At 59.9% G+C, this 22,875-nt stretch carries 19 protein-coding genes; 9 read left to right on the top strand and 10 right to left on the bottom strand.

Translation table 11 applies throughout. The annotated features are described in order from the left end of the window. Positions 1-77 precede the first annotated feature (77 nt). Genes AC1RAC_RS18505 through AC1RAC_RS18485 form a run of 5 tightly spaced genes read right to left on the bottom strand, consistent with a single transcriptional unit; the run spans position 78 to position 5,606 of the window. On the bottom strand, positions 78-812 hold the full coding sequence (locus tag AC1RAC_RS18505; protein WP_034128353.1) for an alanyl-tRNA editing protein: 735 nt from the start codon (positions 810-812) through the stop codon (positions 78-80). Between the two features lie 2 nt (positions 813-814). Further along, entirely contained in the window at positions 815-1,807 is a 993-nt protein-coding gene (locus tag AC1RAC_RS18500; RefSeq protein ID WP_034128354.1) for a serine O-acetyltransferase, read from the bottom strand. Positions 1,808-1,844: 37 nt separating this feature from the next. Continuing rightward, positions 1,845-2,759 (bottom strand): PLP-dependent cysteine synthase family protein, encoded by a 915-nt coding sequence (locus tag AC1RAC_RS18495; RefSeq protein WP_127881138.1) that lies wholly within the window; start codon positions 2,757-2,759, stop codon positions 1,845-1,847. 16 nt (positions 2,760-2,775) lie between these two features. Beyond that, on the bottom strand, positions 2,776-4,638 hold the full coding sequence (gene moeB / locus AC1RAC_RS18490; protein ID WP_054897195.1) for a molybdopterin-synthase adenylyltransferase MoeB: 1,863 nt from the start codon (positions 4,636-4,638) through the stop codon (positions 2,776-2,778). Positions 4,639-4,661: 23 nt separating this feature from the next. Beyond that, the gene (locus AC1RAC_RS18485; protein WP_034128416.1) at positions 4,662-5,606 is read right to left on the bottom strand and encodes a DMT family transporter; all 945 of its coding nucleotides are present in this window, start codon (positions 5,604-5,606) and stop codon (positions 4,662-4,664) included. A gap of 109 nt (positions 5,607-5,715) precedes the next feature. On the opposite strand from AC1RAC_RS18485, the gene AC1RAC_RS18480 reads away from it, so the two are divergent. Then, positions 5,716-7,140 carry an aminotransferase-like domain-containing protein gene (locus AC1RAC_RS18480; RefSeq protein ID WP_054897194.1) on the top strand — a complete coding sequence of 475 codons (1,425 nt, stop codon included), beginning with the start codon at positions 5,716-5,718 and terminating at the stop codon, positions 7,138-7,140. 137 nt (positions 7,141-7,277) lie between these two features. On the opposite strand, the gene ppsR is transcribed toward AC1RAC_RS18480, so the two are convergent. Continuing rightward, positions 7,278-8,096 (bottom strand): posphoenolpyruvate synthetase regulatory kinase/phosphorylase PpsR, encoded by an 819-nt coding sequence (ppsR, locus tag AC1RAC_RS18475; RefSeq protein ID WP_003193298.1) that lies wholly within the window; start codon positions 8,094-8,096, stop codon positions 7,278-7,280. A 178-nt stretch (positions 8,097-8,274) separates the two neighbouring features. Here ppsR and ppsA point away from each other — a divergent pair, with 178 nt between their 5' ends. From ppsA to AC1RAC_RS18435, 8 genes are all read left to right on the top strand, one after another. Further along, positions 8,275-10,650 carry a phosphoenolpyruvate synthase gene (gene ppsA, locus AC1RAC_RS18470; protein WP_003193296.1) on the top strand — a complete coding sequence of 792 codons (2,376 nt, stop codon included), beginning with the start codon at positions 8,275-8,277 and terminating at the stop codon, positions 10,648-10,650. Positions 10,651-10,756: 106 nt separating this feature from the next. Continuing rightward, positions 10,757-11,746 carry an alpha/beta fold hydrolase gene (locus tag AC1RAC_RS18465; RefSeq protein ID WP_034128358.1) on the top strand — a complete coding sequence of 330 codons (990 nt, stop codon included), beginning with the start codon at positions 10,757-10,759 and terminating at the stop codon, positions 11,744-11,746. Positions 11,747-11,975: 229 nt separating this feature from the next. Beyond that, positions 11,976-12,467: a ribonuclease E activity regulator RraA gene (gene rraA, locus AC1RAC_RS18460; RefSeq protein WP_014719488.1), complete on the top strand. Its 492-nt coding sequence runs from the start codon at positions 11,976-11,978 to the stop codon at positions 12,465-12,467. A 25-nt stretch (positions 12,468-12,492) separates the two neighbouring features. Next, entirely contained in the window at positions 12,493-13,488 is a 996-nt protein-coding gene (locus AC1RAC_RS18455) for a zinc transporter ZntB (RefSeq protein WP_054897192.1), read from the top strand. Positions 13,489-13,574: 86 nt separating this feature from the next. Continuing rightward, the gene (locus tag AC1RAC_RS18450; RefSeq protein ID WP_014719486.1) at positions 13,575-13,820 is read left to right on the top strand and encodes a hypothetical protein; all 246 of its coding nucleotides are present in this window, start codon (positions 13,575-13,577) and stop codon (positions 13,818-13,820) included. A 2-nt stretch (positions 13,821-13,822) separates the two neighbouring features. Then, positions 13,823-14,647, top strand: coding sequence for a mechanosensitive ion channel family protein (locus AC1RAC_RS18445; protein WP_003193288.1), 825 nt, complete (start codon positions 13,823-13,825; stop codon positions 14,645-14,647). An 87-nt stretch (positions 14,648-14,734) separates the two neighbouring features. Continuing rightward, the gene (sigX, locus tag AC1RAC_RS18440) at positions 14,735-15,325 is read left to right on the top strand and encodes an RNA polymerase sigma factor SigX (RefSeq protein WP_003193286.1); all 591 of its coding nucleotides are present in this window, start codon (positions 14,735-14,737) and stop codon (positions 15,323-15,325) included. Between the two features lie 107 nt (positions 15,326-15,432). After that, a complete protein-coding gene (locus AC1RAC_RS18435) occupies positions 15,433-16,413 on the top strand; it encodes an OmpA family protein (RefSeq protein ID WP_019820540.1) in 981 nt (326 codons plus the stop codon). Between the two features lie 60 nt (positions 16,414-16,473). Here AC1RAC_RS18435 and cobA read toward each other — a convergent pair whose 3' ends face one another. Genes cobA through nirB form a run of 4 tightly spaced genes read right to left on the bottom strand, consistent with a single transcriptional unit; the run spans position 16,474 to position 22,703 of the window. After that, positions 16,474-17,217, bottom strand: coding sequence for a uroporphyrinogen-III C-methyltransferase (gene cobA / locus AC1RAC_RS18430; RefSeq protein WP_057976264.1), 744 nt, complete (start codon positions 17,215-17,217; stop codon positions 16,474-16,476). Between the two features lie 10 nt (positions 17,218-17,227). After that, positions 17,228-19,936, bottom strand: coding sequence for a nitrate reductase (locus AC1RAC_RS18425; protein ID WP_492616878.1), 2,709 nt, complete (start codon positions 19,934-19,936; stop codon positions 17,228-17,230). Further along, a complete protein-coding gene (gene nirD, locus AC1RAC_RS18420; RefSeq protein WP_014719483.1) occupies positions 19,936-20,253 on the bottom strand; it encodes a nitrite reductase small subunit NirD in 318 nt (105 codons plus the stop codon). The genes AC1RAC_RS18425 and nirD overlap by 1 nt, the downstream gene beginning before the upstream one ends. Next, on the bottom strand, positions 20,250-22,703 hold the full coding sequence (gene nirB, locus AC1RAC_RS18415; RefSeq protein ID WP_034128365.1) for a nitrite reductase large subunit NirB: 2,454 nt from the start codon (positions 22,701-22,703) through the stop codon (positions 20,250-20,252). The genes nirD and nirB overlap by 4 nt, the downstream gene beginning before the upstream one ends. Positions 22,704-22,875 lie beyond the last annotated feature (172 nt).

The raw sequence follows: 22,875 nt of genomic DNA, 5'->3' as shown, positions 1-22,875 counted from the left end.
GCGTGCTTCCTGAGTAAGCGCGGCGCCTATGGGTTTTTCGCGAGCAAGCTCGCTCCTACAGAGGCAATGACGCAGGCTCAAGCGTGTCCAAACCGCAGTATCACCCGGCGGTTGTGCTTGCTCTTTTTCTCGATCTTCTCGCAGAACACCCGGCCGATTTCCTCGGTATTGAGCACATGGGTACCGCCGCAGGGCTGGATATCGATGCCGGGGATTTCAATCACCCGTACCGAACCGGAGACCACCGGCGGCGCAACCGCCTGGGTGCGGGTGATCTGCAGCAGGGTCGCGTACTCGGTGGCAGGCATCGACAGCGTTTTCACCGCGTGGGCCTGCTCGATCAGGGCGTTGAGGTCACGGGTGAGGCCGTCTTTGTCCAGGGTCATCTCCGGCAGGTCGAAATCCAGTCGGCCTTTATCCGCACTGATGCTGCAACCGGTCACGGGCGCGTCGATGAGGGAGCACAGCAAGTGCAGGCAAGTGTGCATCTTCATGTGCTGGTAGCGCCGCTCCCAATCCAGCCCGGCGTCGACCTGGACGCCAGCGGCCAACTGTTCGGGGCAATGGTCTACCTGATGCCAGATGATCGAGCGCAACACCGGGTCGCGCACGGTGCCTGTCACCTCGACCCGTGTGCCATCGGCCAGGGTGAAGTGGCCGGTATCGCCCGGTTGCCCGCCGCCGGTGGGGTAGAACAGGGTGTGCTCCAGGGCGATACCTTGTTCGCTGACGGCAATCACCCGGGCGCTGAAGGCGTTCTGGTAGGGCGCGCTGTCAAACAGCGCCAGGGTTTCCATGGTATGCACGGACATGTTCAACCTCCGACGATCAATGGGGTGGCTTGCAAGAGGTGGCGCACCAGTGCGCTCAAGCCAGGGGGAGAGAGCAGGGTGATTTCAAATTCCGGCCCGCACACCTTCAGGTTCAGCGGCAGGCGTGGCAGTTGCTCGTCGTTGTCGAGGCGACGCAGGCGAAACTGCAGGTGGTGCCGCTCTTTCACCGTGGGTTCGAGCATCAGCCCTTGCAGCGGATGAAAGTCGGCGTCCAGCACGGTGACCTTGTGGCCGGCACTCACTTCGCCCACCACGTGCAAGCGCTCATCCAGGGCAAAGGCGCCGAGGTAGTTGCTGTGGTCCGATTCATCGTTTTTCTGCAGTTGGATCTGGTTGACCACCTTGACCTTGGTGCCTGCCGGCACGTCCTGGGTAATCACGCAGGAGGGGCTGATAAACACGTTATCGCCGATCGAAACATAGCCCAGCACCCGGGCGCCGGCGCCGACTTCGACGTTGTTGCCCAGGCGCGGGTGGCGTTTGCCGTCCGGGTTGTTGGCAATACCGCGCGCACCCAGGGTCACGCCGCAGAGGATGTAGCAGTCGTTGCCGATCACACAGGTCTCGCCGATGACCGTGCCGTAGCCATGGTCCAGCACAAAGCGCCGGCCGATGCGCGCTGCCGGGTGAATCTCGGCGCCGGAGAGAATCTTGCCCTGGTTACTCAGTTTGAGGGCCATGCGCGAAAAATCGCCGTGGTCAGCGGCCTGGAAATGCCACACCAGGTGCGCAAGGCGGTAGAACAGCACGGCCTTGAACGAGGCGTAGGATTCCAGGATCAACTCACCGCGCCCACGGGACGCGGGGTCGCGATAGGCATAGGCAATCAGGTCCTCGGCCACCGCCTGGGCGGCGGTCTGGATCAACGGTGCCAGGTGCGGCTCCAACTGCTTCATCTGTCTGGGCGTCAGGGTGGTGATGAGGTGGGTGAGCAACTCATCGTGCAGCTGTTGCATGTCGATAAAGCCCCCCATGGAGACACCCCCGTACATTGAATGGTTGGAAGCCCCGTTATTCGAAACTGGGCAGGTAGCTGTCGGCATTGTCGTAGACCATGGTCAACACCACCGTTTCAGGCGGCAGTTCGGGGGCGAGTTGGGCGATGGCAACCATGTTGGCGGCCGAAGACAGCCCCAGGCTGATGGCATCGGTGCGCATGATGCGTTTGATCATGTCCAGGCAATCGGCGTGCGACACCTTGAGCATGCCGTCGATCACGTCCAGGTTGAGGATGCTGGGGATCAGGCCAATCGACAGGCCCTGGATCCCGTGCGCTGCGTGTTGGTCTTTGAGCAGGTCGCACTCTTCCGGTTCTACACCCATCACCCGCAGCGCCGGCCAGGCGGCCTTGAGGGTTTCGCCGATACCGGTGATGTGTCCACCGGTGCCAATGCCGCTGACGAAGTAGTCCACGCGCTGTTCACCGAAGGCGCGGAGGATTTCCGGGGCGGTGGTGTCGCGGTGGGTTTGGGGGTTGGCGCCATTGCGTTGCTGGTTGAGCATCACATAGTTGGGGTTCTCCAACTGCAGCTCCATGCACTTTTCGCCGTGGGAGTTATTGCCCAGGCGACTGTCGGACAGCACTACCCTGGCGCCATACAGACGCAGCAGTTTCTGTTTTTCCGGGCTGTAGTTGTCAGGGATCACCAGCACTACTTTGTAACCCAGCACATTGCCGGCCATCACCAGGCCAATGCCGGTGTTGCCGCCACTGGGTTCGATGATGGTTTGCCCGGAATCACGGATCAGCACGCCGCGGCGCTCGGCATCCAGGATCATGCCCAGGGCGATGCGTGCCTTGTGGCTGCCGCCGGGGTTGAGGGACTCCAGCTTGGCGTAGACCTCGATGCCGAGGTCTTCGGAAAACTGGGCCAGACGCACGATCGGCGTTTGGCCGATGACGTCGAGAATGGAGTTATGCAGCATCAGCACGTCCCCACTTTCAGTACAACGGCATGTCAGGTTCGACGTCGCGAACCCAATGTTTCATGCCACCCTGGAGGACTTTGGTGTTGGCAAAGCCGGCCGCCAACAGGGTGCTGGCGGCTTGCTCGGCACGGGCGCCTGCGTAGCAGATCAGGTAGTGGGTGTTGTCGCGGCTCAAGCTCGCGAGCTGTCCATCCAGTTCTGCCAGCGGGATATGCACCACGCCGGGTAATTTGCAGACCTCCAGTTCGCTGGCGTCGCGCACGTCGAGCAATACATCGGCGCTGCTGGGGTGTTCAAGCACTTGCTTGAGCACCTGGGGCTTGATGTAGCGTTCCGCGGCCAGGGAGGGCAGGCTCGGTACGGCATCGGCGCAGGTGGCCGGCGCGACGGTTTCGCTATGGCGCAGGTCCGAGCAGCAGGGGCAATCAGCGCGGCGCTTGAAGCGGATTTCGCTGAACTTCATCGCCAGCGCGTCGAAGCGCATCAAGCGGCCGGACAAGGGTTCGCCAATACCGATCAGCAATTTGATCGCCTCGGTGGCCTGGATCATACCGACCACGCCCGGCAACACGCCGATCACACCGCCCGCGCTGCAATTGGGTGCCAACTCTGCGGGTGGGGCCTTGGGGAACAGGCAGCGATAGCACGGCCCACCTTTATAGTTGAGCACGCTGATCTGCCCGTCGAAACGGTAGATAGCGCCGTACACCAAAGGTTTGCCCAACTGCACACAGGCGTCGTTGACCAGGTAGCGGGTGTCGAAATTGTCGGTTCCGTCGATCACCAGGTCATAGGCGCCCACCAGTTCCAGGGCGTTGTCGCTGTTGAGCGCGGTGTTGTACGCGTTGATCTGGATATGTGGATTGAGGTCCAGCAGGCGCTGCTTGGCGGACTCGACCTTGGGCATGCCCAGGGTGCTGTTGCCATGCACAATCTGGCGTTGCAGGTTGCTGCTTTCCACCACATCAAAGTCCACCAGCCCCAGGGTGCCGATGCCGGCCGCGGCCAGGTACAGGCTGATGGGCGAGCCCAGCCCGCCGGTACCAATGACCAGTACCTTGGCTTTCTTCAGGTTCAATTGGCCTTCGCGGCCCACGCCCGGCAGGGTGATGTGGCGCACGTAGCGCTGCACTTCTTCGTTGCTCAGGGTATCGATGTCCATGCCACCTGAGGTGGCGAGCAACACTTCGATCCGGGATTTCGGCGGCAGGGCTTCATCGGCTTCGATCAGCGCCTCCTCGGCGGTAAACAGGAAGTGTTCCTTGAGCTGGTTGTTCTTTTCATGGAACAGGTGCTGACGCAATTGGGGGTGATGGGTGCAGAGATTTTCAATGACTTCGCGCAATGTCGATCCGGCGCCCTCAAGGGTCGATTCCGGCAGCTTGGCCACGCGAACCAGAATGTCGGGGAAAGAGACAGCGTTCATGGACAACTCCGTGTGCAGGTCGTTGAAAGGTTGAAGGGAGAAATGCTTGCCATCCCAGGCAAACAGCTTGGAGCCCAGGGCCTGGCCCTGGCGGACATCCACCACCAAATAGCTGACGGGGAAGATCGGCTCGCCCAGAAACAGTGCCTTGTCCTGGTCTTCGTCACTGAAATAGGCGCCGACATCCGGGTGTGAGTGGTAGATCACCACCACCGGGTTGTCACTGCGAAACGCCTTGTTCATCAGCAAGGTGTCGGCCACCGAAAAGGTGTAGCCATTGGCCGCGCTGCGTGGGTACATCTCGGGGTTCTTGCGGTGCAGCTCATTCTGGATATTGCTGCCCAGGTACACGCTGCCGTCGGCGAAGACGAAACCACAGCACTCCTCGGGGTAGCTGCGGCTGGCGTGGGCGTAGATCTGTTCCAGGGCGGTGGGGCGGAGGACGTCCATGTTTCTCTCGCGTTGGTTGAGGGTCACTTTTTCTTGGCCATGAGTTTTTCGATCGGCAACTTGGTAATCGCAAAGCCGGCCAGCAGGATCGCCGAGTACAGCATCAGGTCGCGGGAAATTTCCACGCCTTCGTACCAGGCTCCGATGATGACCGCGAACACCGGGAAGATGATGAAGACGAACGACAGGATGATCGGGCTCAGGCGCTTGAGCAGCATGAAATACACAATGAACCCACCCACCGAGGCCACTAGCCCCAGGTAGAACAGCGCGCTCCAGGAACGCAGGGTGATGTCGTCGAACGTCGGTGTTTCAAACCACAGGCCGGCCAGGAACAGCATCAGCCCGGCAATGCCGATGGGCAGGGTGTTGTAGGTGATGACGCTGATGGCGCTGCCTTTTTGTTTGGTAATGACATAGCACAAGGCGTGCATGATCGCGGCGCTCAGAATGGCCAGCACCCCGAAGAACTCGGCGTGGTCCAGGTGCAGGCCCTGGCTCTTGATGATCATGTAAAGGCTGCCGAAACCAATGCCGATGCCGACCACCTGGGAGAAATAGATGCGCTCGCGCAGGAACAGCGCGGAGAAGATCAGGATGAACACTGGCATGCAGCTGAACAGCAGGGCCGTGAGGCCCGACGACACATGCATTTCGCCGTAATTGAGCAAATAGTAGGGAACGCTGAAGTAGGACAGGGTCACGAATACGAAGAACCAGCGGCTTTCCCGGGGAAACAGGATCGGCTCACGGCGCACCATGGCAAAACACAGGAACAGCGGAAACGCGATGAGAAAGCGCAGGCCGGCAGATGTCAGCGGCGGCACGCTCTCGACGGCGATCTTGATGCCCAGCCACGTAGTGCCCCAACTCAGGCACACGATCAGGAACATCACGCTGGTCACCAGCCCGGCGAGCCACTGTTTTTGCGTTTTTGTTTTTGCAGTGTTTTCGAGAACGGCGGACATTGGCATCGTTTATTGCTTCCCTGGGCCGAAATTGAACTCTATATTGAACTTGTAATGAGTTATGTTTATCGGCGATTGAACCCGTAAAAGCACACTATTAGGGCGAAAGATGGCTGTCAAAACAAATATTGACATGGTGTCAATTATGCGTGAGGGCCTGTCCAACGGGCAGGGCGTGAAGTACAAGCGCCTGTCTGATGTGATGGAACGGGGCATCCTCGAAGGCTTGATTGAACCGGGACGAAAACTGCCGCCCCATCGGGTGCTTTCCGACAATTTAGGCGTGACCATCGGCACCATCAGCCGGGCCTACGGTGAACTGGAACGCCTGGGCCTGGTGGTTGCACGGGTAGGTGACGGCACCTTCGTGCGCAAGCGTGGGATGGAGCGCCAGCGTGATGAGGGCTTTCGTAATTTCAGCGAGGAGCCGCGCCAGTACTTCGACATGAGCCGCAACATGCACATTCCCGGGCAAGAGACGGTGTTTCTCGCCCAGAGCTTTCAAACCCTGTCGACCAACGCCAAGTTCCTCCAGGACATCAGCGCCTACACCCCCGACGCCGGCCTGCCGCGTTACCGTGAAGCGGGCGCGCAATGGCTGGTACAGCGCGAGTTTCATCCGATTCCCGAGCAGGTCATCTGCGTCAACGGCGGCCAGCACGGCTTGCTGTGCGCCATGATGGCGTTGCTGCGTGCTGGCGATACGGTGGTCACCGAGCAGTTGACTTATCCCGGGCTGATTACCGCTGCGCGTATGCTGGGGGTGCGGCTGATCGGCCTGGAGATGGATGAGGAAGGCGTACTGCCCACGGCGCTGGATGAGGTCTGTCGCAATCACCGTATTTCGGCGTTGTACTGCACGCCGACTATCCAGAATCCGACCACCGCTGTGTTGTCGGTGGCGCGCCGCGAAGCCTTGGCCAGGGTGTGTCGCGAACATAACCTGCTGATTCTGGAGGACGAAGCCCACGGTGTGCTGGTGGAGGACCGTCCGCCGCCCCTCAGTTATTTCGCGCCTGAGCGTACGATCTTGATCAGCAGCCTGAGCAAGGCGGTATCGGCCGGTTTGCGGGTGGGCTACGTGCATGCGCCGCCGGCGCTGGTCAGTCGCATTTCGGCGGCGCTACGTTCGACCTGCTGGATGGCCACACCTGTGACCCTGGAACTGGCGACCCAGTGGATTGAAAACGGCACGGCGGAATATTTGTTGCGTCAGCAGATCAACGAGATCAGCCGTCGCAAGACGCTGGTCGAAGATTTATTGACCGGCCTGGCCTATCGCACCCACCTCAATAGCCCGCACTTCTGGATCGAAGTACCGGAGCCCTGGCGGGCCTCGGAAATCGAGGCAGAGCTCAAGCAGAACAATTACCTGATCGCCACCGCCGAGGCGTTTGCCGTGGGGCAGACGGCGGTGCCGCAGTTTATTCGGGCGAGTATCTGCAACACGTCGGGTGATGATCAGTTATTGCGCGAGGGGTTTGATGCGCTGGCGACGGCGTTGGGGCAGGGGGGCGGGCGGTTTCATCTGTGAGACCGCGTTATTGCTCGTTCCCACGCTCTGCGTGGGAATCCATCTTGCGACGCTCCGCGTCGCTATTGCGGGACGCGGAGCGTTCCAGGCGGCGTTCCCACGCAGAGCGTGGGAACGATCAGATCAGGCGACAGAGATCACTTGAAGCGCCGCTCCACACCCTTCTCCACCAGAATCTTCGCCGAAATCTCTTCCACCGAAAAATGCGTGGAATTGATGTGCGCAATATTCTCCCGGCGAAACAGATTTTCTACTTCACGCACTTCAAATTCGCACTGGGCATAGCTGGAGTAGCGGCTGTTGGGCTTGCGTTCGTTGCGGATGGCGGTCAGCCGGTCCGGGTCGATGGTCAGGCCGAACAGCTTGTGTGAATGCGCGCGCAAGGCGGCGGGCAGGGTCAGGTGCTCCATGTCGTCTTCGGTCAGCGGGTAGTTGGCCGCACGAATACCGAATTGCATGGCCATGTACAGGCAGGTGGGGGTCTTGCCGCAACGCGACACGCCCACCAGGATCAGGTCGGCCTTGTCGTAGTAGTGGGTGCGGGCACCGTCGTCGTTGTCGAGGGCGAAGTTCACCGCCTCGATACGCTCCATATAGTTGGAGTTATGCCCGATGGAATGGGACTTTCCGACGGAATAGGACGAATGTTCACTCAACTCCTGTTCCAGCGGCGCCAGGAAGGTAGAGAAAATGTCGATCATGAAACCATTCGACGTTGCGAGAATCTCACGAATGTCTTGATTGACGATGGTGTCGAAAATGATCGGGCGAAAACCGTCTTTTTCAGCCGCCAGATTGATTTGTTGTACCATGGCCCGCGCTTTATCCACGCTGTCTATATAAGGCCGGGTGAATTTGGCGAAGGTAATGTTTTCGAACTGCGCGAGCAGGCTCTGGCCCAATGTTTCGGCTGTGATGCCGGTGCCGTCGGAAATAAAGAAAGCAGATCGTTTCATTTGAGCCCTGGGCCTTAAGCTGATGGCGAATCTTGGATATGATAGGCGCGATTTTGCCGTCCCGCAGTGGGCCGCATTCTCACTTATTTTCCAGGTCCAGGCCACAAGCGCTGGCGTTAGCTCCTACTGAGCAACCCGCGTCCTGAGCTTTTCCAACACAGAAAGTGGAGAGATCACCTTGGTAGAGTACGTAGTTTCCCTCGATAAGCTCGGCGTCCATGATGTAGAGCATGTGGGGGGCAAGAACGCATCCCTCGGCGAGATGATCAGTAATCTTGCAGGCGCTGGTGTCTCGGTGCCCGGTGGTTTCGCCACCACGGCCCAGGCTTACCGCGACTTCCTCGAGCTGAGCGGCCTCAACGCCCAGATCCACGCCGCGCTGGACGCCCTGGACGTCGATGACGTCAACGCCCTGGCCAAGACCGGCGCCCAGATCCGCCAGTGGATCATGGAAGCCGAGTTCCCCGAGAAGCTCAACGAAGAAATTCGCACCGCCTTCGCCACTCTGTCGGCCGGTAACCCGGACATGGCTGTTGCCGTGCGTTCCTCTGCCACCGCCGAAGACTTGCCGGACGCCTCCTTTGCGGGCCAGCAGGAAACCTTCCTCAACATTCGCGGCGTCGAAAACGTGATCCGCGCGGCCAAGGAAGTGTTTGCCTCCCTCTTTAACGACCGTGCGATTTCCTATCGCGTACACCAGGGTTTCGACCACAAGCTGGTGGCCCTGTCTGCCGGTGTGCAGCGCATGGTGCGTTCGGAAACCGGCACTGCCGGTGTGATGTTCACCCTGGATACCGAATCCGGTTTCCGTGACGTGGTGTTTATCACCGGCGCCTACGGCCTGGGCGAAACCGTCGTACAAGGCGCGGTCAACCCCGACGAATTCTACGTACACAAGGGCACCCTCGAAGCGGGCCGCCCGGCCATCCTGCGCCGTAACCTGGGCAGCAAGGCCATCAAGATGATCTACGGCGATGAGGCCAAGGCCGGTCGCTCGGTCAAAACCGTTGAAGTCGACAAGGCCGAGCGCGCGCGTTTCTGCCTGACCGACGCTGAAGTCAGTGAGTTGGCCAAACAAGCGATGATCATCGAAAAGCACTACAAGTGCCCGATGGACATCGAGTGGGCCAAGGACGGTGACGACGGCAAGCTGTACATCGTGCAGGCTCGCCCGGAAACCGTGAAGAGCCGCACTTCGGCCAACGTCATGGAGCGCTACCTGCTCAAAGAAACCGGCACCGTGCTGGTAGAAGGCCGTGCCATTGGCCAACGCATTGGCGCAGGCAAGGTGCGGATCATCAAGGACGTGTCCGAGATGGACAAGGTCCAGCCGGGTGACGTACTGGTTTCCGACATGACCGACCCGGATTGGGAACCGGTGATGAAGCGCGCCAGTGCCATTGTCACCAACCGTGGCGGGCGTACCTGCCACGCGGCGATCATTGCCCGTGAGCTGGGGATTCCGGCAGTCGTGGGTTGCGGCAACGCCACCCAACTGCTCAAGGATGGCCAGGGCGTGACCGTTTCCTGCGCCGAAGGCGATACCGGCTTTATCTTCGAAGGTGAGCTGGGCTTCGATATCAAGCAAAACTCCATCGACGCCATGCCCGACCTGCCGTTCAAGATCATGATGAACGTCGGCAACCCGGACCGCGCCTTTGATTTTGCGCAGTTGCCGAACGCCGGCGTGGGCCTGGCCCGCCTGGAATTCATCATCAACCGCATGATCGGCGTGCACCCCAAGGCACTGCTGAACTATGACGGGCTGCCGCTGGACATCAAGGAAAGCGTCGACAAGCGCATCGCCGGCTACAACGACCCGGTAGGTTTCTACGTCGAGAAACTGGTCGAAGGCATCAGCACCCTGGCTGCGGCGTTCTACCCGAAAAAGGTCATCGTGCGCCTGTCGGACTTCAAGTCCAATGAATACGCGAACCTGATCGGCGGCAAGCTCTACGAGCCGGAAGAAGAAAACCCGATGCTGGGTTTCCGCGGCGCCTCGCGTTACATCAGCGAAGCCTTCCGTGACTGCTTCGAGCTCGAATGCCGTGCGCTCAAGCGTGTGCGCAACGAGATGGGCCTGACCAACGTCGAGATCATGGTGCCGTTCGTGCGCACCCTGGGCGAAGCGAGCCAGGTCGTGGACCTGCTGGCAGAAAACGGTCTGACCCGCGGCGAGAACGGCCTGCGCGTGATCATGATGTGCGAATTGCCGTCGAACGCCATCCTGGCTGAAGAGTTCCTGGAGTTCTTCGACGGTTTCTCCATCGGCTCCAACGACCTGACCCAGTTGACCTTGGGCCTGGACCGCGATTCGGGGATCATCGCCCACCTGTTCGACGAGCGTAACCCAGCGGTCAAGAAGCTGCTGGCCAACGCCATCCAGGCTTGTAACAAGGCTGGCAAGTACATCGGTATCTGCGGCCAAGGCCCTTCGGACCACCCTGACCTGGCCAAATGGCTGATGGAGCAGGGGATCGAGAGCGTCTCGCTGAACCCCGATTCCGTGCTGGAAACCTGGTTCTTCCTGGCTGAAGGCCAAGCGTCCGCCTAAGGGCGTAAGGTCAAAAGTGCCGGTCACTCGTTGCGGGTGACCGGCATTCTTATCTGTACAGGGCGGGAATCCTTGCGGACGCCGCCCTTTTTTGTGCAAGAGCATTATGCAAAGCAGCAGCCATCTGTTTCCTGTCGCCCTGATCAGCGCTGAACGTCGCGGCGACCTGAGTGAAGACGTCTACCGGCTCAAACCCGGTAACAGCCCGGACGGCACCGTCGAGCTGGCGGTTACCCGTTTGGGCCTGGCCGATGTCCCGGAAAACCGGGGCACGCCGATTATTTTGTTGCATGGCAGTTTTTCCAACCGGCGTTTCTGGTATTCGCCCAAAGGTATCGGCCTGGGGGCTTACCTGGCGCGTCGCGGATTTGATGTGTGGATCCCGGAAATGCGCGGCCATGGTTTGTCCAAACGCAATCACGACTACGCCAGAAACCGTGTCGCCGATTACGCGCGCTACGATTTGCCGGCCGTGGGGGCGTTTGTGTGTGAGCAAAGCGGGCAGATTCCGCACTGGATCGGGCATTCCCTCGGTGCCACTACCCTGGCTGCGGCCTTGGGTGGGCGGCACTTGGATGCATCGGGGGTGGCCTCGGTGGCGTTGTTCGGCTGCCAGGTCAGTCGCACCCACTGGCCGTTGAAAATTCCACCGGTGGAGTGGAGCGGTCGCTTTATCCTCAAGCGCCTTGCCCATCTGTCCGGCCCGCGCTTCAAGCGTGGGCCCGAGGACGAGCCGGCCGGCGTGATGATCGAAGCGATGCGTTGGAACGGCCTGTTCGGCCGGTTTGGCGATGCCGAGCATGACTGGTGGAAAGGCTTGGCGCAGGTCGATGTGCCGCTGTTGGCGGTGAGCGCAGCGGGCGACCGGCAAGACCCGGACTGGGCCTGCCGCAAGCTCTTCGAGCAAGTGGGCAGCGAGCATCGCCAGTACCTGTGCCTGGGACGTCAGCAAGGTTTCAGCGAGGATTTCGGCCATGTGCAGATGCTGGTCAGCAAAGCGGCCCAGGCCCAAGTGTGGCCTTTGGTCGAGCGTTGGTTGAACGACCCGCTGACACCCTTGTTGGGTACGCAACCGGAGGTGTCCGCAGCGGTTTGACGAAACGCTCTACCAAGGGCGTTTCACTCTTGAATGGTTGCGGCTAAGATATGACGCGCCACGCGCTTCTGGTCATATTCAGTCGCGTAACGTGTATTGCGTTGCGCTGATCGTGGTTTGATCATGGCCGCCGCCCACCCGCAGGCGCTTAAAGAATGCCTGTCGCGGGGCGTTTTCTTGATGTACACCGTGGATGTTCGACCTCTTCTTTGATGACAGGAGTTTCTCGATGAACCATTACGTGACCCCCGACCTGTGTGACGCCTACCCGGAGCTGGTGCAGGTAGTGGAGCCGATGTTCAGCAACTTCGGTGGCCGAGACTCCTTTGGTGGCGAGATAGTCACCCTCAAATGTTTCGAGGATAACTCGCTGGTCAAGGCGCAGGCTGACCTGCCGGGCGCTGGTAAAGTGCTGGTGGTAGACGGTGGTGGTTCGCTGCGCTGCGCGTTGCTGGGCGACATGATTGCCGAGAAAGCCGCGAAAAATGGTTGGGAAGGGCTGGTGATCTACGGGTGCATCCGTGATGTAGACGTCATCGCCCAGACCGACCTGGGTGTGCAGGCCCTGGCCTCTCATCCGAAAAAAACCGACAAGCGCGGCCTTGGCGACCTGAACGTGCCGGTGACATTCGCAGGCGTGACGTTCCGCCCCGGTGAGTACATTTATGCCGATAACAACGGGGTGATCGTGTCACCCAGCCCGCTGAAAATGCCTGAATAATCTGCCGCAACCGATCGGGGTGAGGATGTTCGAAGAAGAAAACGCGCAATGGGGGCTGGTGCATGCCCTGGTGCTGGACGGTAAAGGCGGTGCGCGTTCGATTGCCCGGACTGAACTCGACGATTTGCAGTTGCAGCCCCAGGAAAGCCTGTGGCTGCACTGGGATCGCAGCCATCCTCAAACCCAGACCTGGCTGCGTAAATCCAGCGGCCTTAGCGAGTTTGCCTGTGACTTGCTGCTGGAGGAAAACACCCGTCCACGCCTGTTGCCGCTGCCGGACGCCGAGTTGCTGTTGTTTCTGCGCGGGATCAATCTCAACCCAGGCGCGGAGCCGGAAGACATGGTGTCGGTGCGTATCTTCGCCGCCGCCAACCGAGTGATTTCCCTGCGTTTGCGCCCCTTGCGCGCTACCGATGAGTTGCTGGTGCAACTGGCAGACGGCAAAGGCCCCAGGACGGCGTCTGAACTCATCCTTTATATGGCTCAGTACCTGACCAACAAAGTGCAGGATCTGGTCGCTGGCTTGTCTGAAATCGTCGATTCCGAGGAAGAAAAACTCGATGCCGACGAACGGTATACCCCGGAGCACGGCAGCGTTCTGCAGATCCGTCGAAGAGCCGCCGGACTCAAGCGCTTCCTGGCCCCACAGCGGGATATTTTCGCCCAGCTGACACGAATCAAATTGGCGTGGTTCTGCGACGACGATGCCGACTATTGGAACGAACTGCACAACAGCCTGACCCGTTACCTGGAAGAGCTGGAATTGGCCAGAGAGCGCGTGGGGCTTGTGCTGGAGGCTGAAGACCGGCGCTTGAGCCTGCGCATGAACCGCACCATGTACCGCTTCGGGATCATCACCGGGATCTTCTTGCCGATGAGTTTTCTTACCGGTTTGCTCGGTATCAATGTGGGCGGCATTCCGTTCTCTGCCAGCCCTTATGGATTCATGATTGCGTGCCTGTTGATGGTGTCTGTGGCACTGGGGCAATGGTGGCTGTTTCGGCGATTGCGCTGGGTTTGACCTGAATATGACCTGAACGTAAGAAACGGCCGATGTGACCCGATGAATTTTACCCTCGTCTTTTAAATCACTTGCGAGAGGTCTCTATGCACGATCCGTTCGAACAGTCTTTGCGTGACATGCTCAATGCTTCGCCATCCAACCGTGATGACGATGCCTGCCTGGGCCGCGTACTGAAAACCGCCAACCGTCAGGTAGGGGCGGGTGACCTGTTCGGTCTGCTCGGGCGTTGGTTGCCGGCGTTGATGATGGCCCTGAACAACGGTTCGGCCCATGTGTCACCGGTTTCCCGTCGTAAACCTCTTGCTAGCACTGCTGATAAGGCTGATTGAATATGGAACTTGATCTCTGGACCCAGAGCCTGGTCACCGCGATGACCGCATTGTGGACCAAGGTGGCGAATTTCATTCCCAACCTGTTTGGTGCCCTGGTCCTGGTATTGCTGGGTTTTGTCGTGGCCAAGCTGCTCGATACCCTGCTGTCCAAATTGCTCGCCAAACTGGGGCTCGATCGCCTGATGGCGGGCACTGGCCTGACCAAATTGCTCGGCCGCGCGGGGTTGCAAGTACCGATTTCGACCCTGATCGGCAAGATCGTCTATTGGTTTGTTCTACTTATTTTTCTGGTTTCTGCAGCGCAGTCCCTTGGACTTGAGCGAGTTTCAGCTACGCTCGACATGCTGGCACTGTATTTGCCGAAAGTTTTCGGCGGCGCGCTGGTGCTGCTGGTGGGGGTTTTACTCGCGCAACTGGCCAACGGGCTGGTGCGCGGGGCCGCCGAAGGCGTGGGGTTGGACTACGCGGCAGGCCTGGGGCGAATCGCACAGGGGCTGGTGATCATCATCAGTATTTCCGTCGCGATCAGCCAGTTGGAGGTCAAGACTGACCTGCTCAACCACGTTATTGTGATTGTTTTGATTACCGTTGGTCTGGCAGTTGCGCTGGCCATGGGGTTGGGAAGCCGGGAAATTGCCGGTCAGATTCTTGCGGGAATCTATGTGCGTGAGCTGTATCAAGTTGGGCAACAGGTGCGTGTGGGCGAGGTCGAAGGGCAAATCGAGGAGATCGGCACAGTCAAGACGACCGTGCTGACCGATGACGGGGAACTGGTGTCGCTGTCGAACCGGATTCTCCTGGAGCAGCAGGTCAGTAGCCGCTAATCCGGCAAATCCTGCTAATGTACGCCGCCGCAAACCCGGGTGACCGGGTTGCAGCGGACATTGACCTGACTGTCGGCACGACTTGTTTTGAATAAAGCCCAAACGCTGTCCACGCGCTATGACCCCCGTGAGCTCTCTGATGAGGAGTTGGTCGCGCGCTCGCACACGGAGCTGTTTCACGTAACACGCGCGTACGAAGAATTGATGCGCAGGTATCAACGCACTCTGTTCAACGTTTGTTCAAGGTATTTGGGGAACGATAGAGACGCGGATGATGTCTGTCAGGAAGTGATGCTCAAGGTGCTATACGGCCTGAAGAACTTCGAGGGCAAATCGAAGTTCAAGACCTGGCTGTACAGCATCACGTACAACGAGTGCATCACGCAGTATCGGAAGGAACGGCGAAAGCGTCGCTTGATGGACGCTTTGAGTCTGGACCCCCTTGAGGAGGCGTCTGAAGAGAAGGCGCCGGCACCCGAGGAAAAGGGCGGACTTGATCGCTGGTTGGTGCATGTGAACCCGATTGACCGCGAAATTCTGGTGCTTCGATTTGTCGCAGAGCTGGAATTTCAGGAAATCGCTGACATCATGCATATGGGTTTGAGTGCTACAAAAATGCGGTACAAGCGTGCTCTTGATAAATTACGTGAGAAATTTGCGGGCGAGACTGAAACTTAGTGCGTAGCAAATATCTCTTACGTGTAGGCAAGTTCTGTTAGACTTGTCGCCGAGTTGTCCCCCGGTTTGTGGGACTGCTTTACAATCACCAGATGGGGATTTAACGGATGAAACTGAAAAACACCTTGGGCTTGGCCATTGGTTCTCTTATTGCCGCTACTTCTTTCGGCGTTCTGGCACAAGGCCAAGGCGCAGTTGAAGGCGAGCTGTTCTACAAGAAGCAGTACAACGATAGCGTTAAGCACATCGAAGACGGCTTCAACCCAGGCGCTCGCATTGGTTACTTCCTGACCGACGATCTGTCGTTGAATCTGTCGTACGACAAGACCAACCACACCCGTTCGAACGACGGCACTGGCAACCAGAAGATCAAAGGTGACACTGGCAGCCTCGTTGCTCAGTACCACTTCGGTCAGGCTGGCGTTGATAGCCTGCGTCCATACGTTGAAGGCGGTTTCGGCCACCAGAGCCGTACCAACGTTCAGGCTGACGGCCACAGCGGTCGCGACCAGACCACTTTCGCTACCATCGGTACCGGCGTGAAGTACTACTTCACCAACAACCTGTACGCTCGTGCTGGTGTTGAAGCTGACTACGGTCTGGACAACGGCAAGTGGGACTACTCCGCACTGGTTGGCCTGGGCGTGAACTTCGGCGGTAACGCTGGCGCAGCTGCTCCAGCTCCTACCCCAGCACCAGCTCCAGAGCCAGTTCCAGAGCCAGAAGCTCCGGTTGCTCAGGTTGTTCGTGTTGAGCTGGACGTTAAGTTCGACTTCGACAAGGCCGTTGTTAAGCCTAACAGCTACGGCGACGTTAAAAACCTGGCCGACTTCATGGCTCAGTACCCAGCTACCAACGTAGAAGTTGCTGGTCACACTGACTCCGTAGGTCCAGACGCTTACAACCAGAAGCTGTCCCAGCGTCGTGCTGACGCTGTTAAGCAAGTCCTGGTTAAAGACGGCGTTGCTCCTAGCCGTGTAACTGCTGTTGGTTACGGCGAATCCCGCCCAGTTGCTGACAACGCAACTGAAGCTGGTCGCGCTGTTAACCGTCGCGTAGAAGCGTCGGTTGAAGCTACCGCTCAGTAATTACTGAGTAGTAAAGAAAAGCCCGGCTCAGGCCGGGCTTTTTTTCGCCTGCGATTTGCCTCAGGCGCTTGCCGCAGCGGCGATGCTAGCCATCTGTGCGGCGCCGGCAACCTGGCCAATCACCAGGATGGCCGGGCTCTTCAGTGCAAAGGCTTTTGCAGCTTCATGCATGGCCGCCAGGGAGCTGCGGCATTCGCGTTGCTGGGGCAATGAAGCGTTTTCGATCATTGCCACCGGCATATCCGCAGCCATGCCGCCGTTGAGCAGCTGTTCGCGGATTTCTTCCAGCTTGGCCACGCCCATATACACCACCAGCGTGGTTCCACCCTCCGCCAGCGCACGCCAGTTCAAGCTACTGTCATCCTGGGTATGCGCGGTGACCAAGGTCACTCCACGGCTCACTCCGCGCAAGGTCAAAGGGATGTCACACTGGGTCGCCCCGGCCAGCCCTGAGGTGATGCCATTGACCAATTCCACCTCGATTCCACGCTCGCGCAGCCAGGTTGCCTCCTCGCCACCGCGGCCAAAAATACACGGGTCACCGCCTTTAAGGCGTACTACGCACTTACCCTGGCGTGCATAACGCAACATCAGGCGGTGAATAAAATCCTGCGGGGTAGAACGACATCCCCCGCGCTTGCCGACGGTAATTACCCGAGCGCTGGTGCAGTGTTCCAGTACTGTCGGGTTGACCAGATCATCAATCAGCACGACGTCCGCTGCCTGCAGAGCCCGGACCGCTTTCAGGGTCAGCAACTCCGGGTCACCCGGTCCTGCGCCTACCAGCCACACTTTTGCGCTCATGTTGTTCCCCTTAAACACTGATGGCGATTGGCTGCGGGTTGCTGGCCAAAAGACGTTTGATTTCCGGCACGCAGGAGCCGCATTGGGTGCCGCAGCCCAGGGCCTGTTTGAGGCCATCCAGGTCCAGGCCGCTGCCGATACCGGCACACACGGCGTTTTCGCTGACGTTCTTGCAGTTGCACACAATCTTGTTGCTGGCCGTGGTACCGCCCGGCGGCGCGCTCAAGGGCGCCAGTAACCAGCGCCGCAGTTGCCCATCGGCCCGGCCTTCCAGCCACAGGCTTTGCAGCCAGTGACGGGCCAGGGTTTCGCCGGCCAGGCGCAGGGCGGTGATGCGACCTTTCTCGATTTTTACGCGCTTGCCGATTGAGCGGCGCGGGTCGTCATAGGCCATTACCGGGCCGTCGTTGAGGCCCAGCAGTTGGTCGATACGGGTCAAGAGTTGCAGGTCGGGCGCCTCGGTATGCGCGGCGCGCACCAGCAGCGCGGGGCGTTCACGGCCAGCCAGGCTCAGGCTGACGTAGGCAAAGGTTTCACACAGTGGGCGCAAGGCTTCGAAGTGCTGCTGTACATCGCCTTCGATCAGCGCAAACAGCTGCCACGGCAGTTGCACTGCTTCCAGGCGCACACCGCTGTGCTTGAGCTCCGGCTGCTTGGACAAAGGGTCGAACGCCGGTTGAGTGAGGGTATTGACGCCGCCCTTGAGAAAGCGGTCGCCCCAGTGCATGGGCAGAAACGCTTGGCCGGGACGCACACTGTCATCGCTGCCGACGGCGACGATCACGCTGCCGCGACGGCTTTTCAGGCTGACCAGGTCACCCTCTTTGAAGCGGTGGCGGCGTAGCTCATCCGGATGCAGGCTCAACAATGCTTCACTGACGTGCCCGAACAGCTGCGCTGCCGTGCCGGTGCGGCTCATCCCGTGCCATTGATCACGCAGGCGACCGGTGATCAGGGTCAGGGGGAATCGCGCATCGCGCTGTTCCTTGGCGGCGCGGTAAGGCTCGGCGACAAATCGCGCCCGGCCCGTGTCAGTAGGGAAAATGCCGTCGGTGTACAGGCGCGACGTACCCGCTTGCGCACCCTCGGGAAAGGGCCACTGCTGCGGGCCGAGCCGGTCGAGCAGGGCGTGGCTGATGCCGGACATATCCAGGTCACGGCCTTGGGTCAGTGACTTGAATTCATCAAACAGCTGCGCCGCTTGCTCAAAGGCGAACAGGCTCGGCAACCCCGGACGCAGACGACGCTCCAGGCGCTGTGCGAAATCCACCGTGATCGCCCAATCCGCGCGTGCTTCACCCGGTGGGTTGATGGCACGGCGCACGTGGGAAATACGCCGCTCGGAGTTGGTCACCGTGCCGTCTTTTTCACCCCAACTGGCGGCGGGCAGTAGCAGGTCGGCATAGGCGGCGGTTTCGGTGGTACGAAACGCTTCCTGCAACACCACGAACGGGCACGCTGCCAAAGCGGCGCGCACCGCGTTCTGGTCGGGCAGCGATTGGGCAGGGTTGGTACAGGCAATCCACAACGCCTTGATCTTGCCAGCCTGCACTTGTTCAAACAGTTCGATGGCGGGTAGGCCCGTAGTCGCGGGCAGTTGTTCCACGCCCCAATAGGCCGCCACTTCAGCGCGGTGTTCAGGGTTGGCTGCTTCGCGGTGGCCCGGCAGCAAGTTGGACAGGCTGCCGGTTTCGCGCCCGCCCATGGCGTTCGGTTGACCGGTCAGGGAAAACGGCCCGCAGCCCGGCCGGCCAATGGTCCCCGTGGCTAGATGCAGGTTGATCAACGCGCTGTTTTTGGCGCTGCCGGCGGTGGATTGGTTAAGCCCCATGCACCACAGCGACAAAAAGCTGCTGGAGGTGCCGACCCACTGCGCGCACAGGCGCAGTTGTTCGACGCTGATGCCGCACAGCTGCGTGACCATCTGCGGCGTGTAGTCATGCACCAGGCGCTTGAGTTCGGCCAGGCCGTCGGTATGGGCCTGGATAAACGCACGGTCGATCCAGTCTTCCCACAGCAGTAAATGCAAAATTCCGTGGAACAACGCCACATCCGTTCCCGGCAAGATGGCCAAGTGCAGGTCGGCCAAGTCGCAGGTGTCGGTACGCCGAGGGTCAATCACCAGCACTTTCATCTGCGGGCGTTGCGCCTTGGCTTGCTCCAGGCGTCGGAACAATACCGGGTGGGCGTAGGCCATATTGCTGCCGACGATCATCACGCAGTCGCTGTTTTCCAGGTCTTCATAGCTGCACGGCGGCGCATCGGCGCCCAGGCTGCGCTTGTAGCCGACCACCGCCGAAGACATGCACAGCCGGGAGTTACTGTCGATATTATTAGTGCCCACCAACGCCCGCGCCAACTTGTTGAAGCTGTAGTAGTCCTCGGTCAGCAGTTGCCCGGAGATATAGAACGCCACGCTGTCGGGCCCGTGTTCGGCAATCGTCTCGGCAAACACGTTGGCCGCGTGTTCCAGGGCGGTGTCCCAGTCGGTGCGAGTGCGCGCCAGTTCTTTGCCCAAGCGTAGTTGCGGGTAAAGCGCACGGGCGCTCAAGTCGCCGGTCAGGTGCAGGCTCGCGCCTTTGCTGCACAACTTGCCGAAGTTGGCCGGATGGCTGGGGTCGCCTTGCACCCCCAGGATCTGTTCGCCGTCATGCTCGATCAGCACGCCGCAGCCCACCCCGCAATAACAACAGGTGGACGCGGTGGTCTGGCGGTTCATCAACCCGCGTCCCGCAGAGCCAGCATCACCCGGCCGTTTTCGACCCGGGCTTGATGATGGTGGGCGCAGCCGATATCCGGGGCCTGGGCTTGGCCAGTCGCCAGGTCGATCTGCCAGTTGTGCAGCGGGCAGGCCACCCGCTTGCCGTAGATCAAGCCTTGGGACAGCGGCCCGCCTTTGTGTGGGCAGCGGTCGTCGAGGGCAAAGACTTCATCGTCACTGGTGCGAAAAATCGCAATGTCACCTTTCGGCCCGCTGATGATGCGCGAGCCCAGGGCGTTGATTTCATCGAGCGCGCAGATATCCAGCCAGTTCATAGCGAGACCTCCAGTTGTTTGACGGGGATCACGTCGAATTCCTTTTTCAGCAGCGGCTGTTCCAGGCGTTCTTTCCACGGGTCCTGCTCGAATGACAACGAGAACTGCAAACGCTCATTGAGGGCCTGGCGGCGGGCCGGGTCTTCCAGCACAGCCTTCTTGATATGCTCCATGCCCACCCGCTGCAGGTAGTGCACGGTGCGCTCCAGGTAGAAGGCTTCTTCGCGGTATAGCTGCAGGAATGCGCCGTTGTATTCGCGCACTTCCTCTGCGGTCTTCACCTTGACGAAGAACTCTGCGACTTCGGTCTTGATCCCGCCGTTGCCACCGATGTACATCTCCCAGCCCGAGTCGACACCGATAATGCCTACGTCCTTGATGCCCGCTTCCGAGCAGTTGCGTGGGCACCCGGAGACCGCCAACTTGACCTTGTGAGGCGACCACATGTTGAACAGGTCATGCTCCAGCTCGATGCCCAGTTGCGTCGAGTTCTGCGTGCCAAACCGGCAGAACTCGCTGCCCACACAGGTTTTGACGGTGCGGATGGATTTGCCATAGGCATGCCCGGACGGCATATCCAGGTCCTTCCATACCCCTGGCAAGTCCTGCTTCTTGATACCGAGCAAGTCAATTCGTTGGCCGCCGGTAACCTTGACCATCGGCACGTTGTACTTGTCGGCCACATCGGCGATGCGGCGCAGCTCCGAAGGATTGGTCACGCCGCCCCACATCCGTGGGACCACAGAGTAGGTGCCGTCTTTTTGAATATTGGCGTGGGCCCGTTCGTTGATCAGCCGCGATTGCGGGTCGTCCTTGGCTTCGCCGGGCCAGGTGGAGATCAGGTAATAGTTGAGGGCCGGGCGGCAGGTGGCGCAGCCATTGGGGGTGCGCCAGTTCAGGTAGCGCATGGTGCTGTCGATGGTCAGCAGGTGCTGCTCTCGGATGGCCTGGCGGATCTGCCCGTGGTTGAGGTCGCTGCAGCCACAGATGGCTTTTTCACTTTTGGGTTTGACGTCGGCGGCGCCGCCCACGGTGTTGATCAGGATCTGCTCGACTAGCCCGGCACAGGAGCCGCAGGAACTGGCGGCCTTGGTGTGTTTTTTCACCTCATCGACACTGAACAGCCCTTGTTCCTGGATCGCCTTGACGATGGTGCCTTTGCACACACCGTTGCAGCCGCAGACTTCGGCGCTGTCGGCCATGCTCATGGCTTTGTCCTGGCCTTGGTGGCCGACATCGCCGAGTGCATTTTCACCGAACATCAGATGATCGCGGATTTCACCGATGGCGTGGTTCTCACGGATCTGGCGGAAATACCAGCCGCCATCGGCGGTATCGCCGTACAGGCAGGCGCCGACCAGGATGTCGTCCTTGATCACCAGCTTCTTGTACACGCCGCCAATCGGGTCGGAGAGCGTGATGGTTTCGGTGCCTTCGCCGCCCATGAAGTCGCCGGCGGAGAACAGGTCGATGCCGGTGACTTTCAGCTTTGTCGAGGTCACCGAGCCCTTGTAAGTGGCAAAGCCCAATTGGGCCAGGTGGTTGGCGCAGACCTTGGCCTGTTCGAACAAGGGCGCCACCAGGCCATAGGCGATGCCGCGATGGCTGGCGCATTCACCGATCGCATAGATACGCGGGTCGTAGGTTTGCATCGTGTCGTTGACCAGGATCCCACGGTTGCAGGGGATGCCGGACTTTTCCGCGAGTTCGGTATTGGGGCGGATGCCGGCAGCCATCACCACCAGGTCGGCCGGGATGATGTCGCCATTCTTGAACTGCACCGAGCCGACGCGGCCATTGCCGGCATCGTGCAGGGCCTGGGTTTGCTCGCACAGGCGAAACACCAGGCCGCGACTTTCCAGTTCGGTTTGCAGTAGCTGGCCGCTGGTCTTGTCCAGTTGCCGCTCCAGCAGCCATTCACCGATGTGCACCACCGTCACGTGCATGCCGCGCAGCATCAGGCCGTTGGCCGCTTCCAGGCCGAGCAGGCCGCCGCCGATCACCACCGCATGCTTGTGGGTCTTGGCGGTGTCGATCATCGCCTGTGTATCGGCAATGTCGCGGTAACCAATCACGCCCTGCAAGCTGTTGCCGGGAATTGGCAGGATAAACGGCGTGGACCCGGTAGCGATCAGCAGGCGGTCATATTCGGCCTCGGTGCCGTCTTCGGCGATGACTTTGCGCTTGACCCGGTCGATCTGCACCACTTTGCGGTTGAGCAGCAACTTGACGTTGTTGTCCAGGTACCAATCCAGGTCGTTGAGCACGATCTCTTCGAAGGTTTGCTCACCGGCCAGTACCGGCGACAGCAGGATGCGGTTGTAGTTGGTGTGAGGCTCGGCGCCAAACACGGTGATGTCGTACAGCTCGTTGCTCAGCTTGAGCAGTTCTTCAAGGGTGCGAACCCCGGCCATGCCGTTGCCGATCATCACCAGTTTGAGTTTTTTCATGTCGTTCTCCGCAATGGCTCGACAAATCGTGCGCAAACAAAAAAGGCATCCCCGCTAGTCAGCTAGCGAGGACGCCTTTGTCCTGGTCCCGTTCTCTCGGGAAGCTCGGCCCTTCGTCGTTGAAGGAGCGGCTATATGTGGGGTGTTGAGAACGTTAATGCAGCAGCTGTGC

The sequence above is a fragment of the Pseudomonas sp. GW823-FHT02F05 genome (genome assembly GCF_058797315.1).
This window is presented reverse-complemented; position numbering and strand designations above follow the sequence as displayed.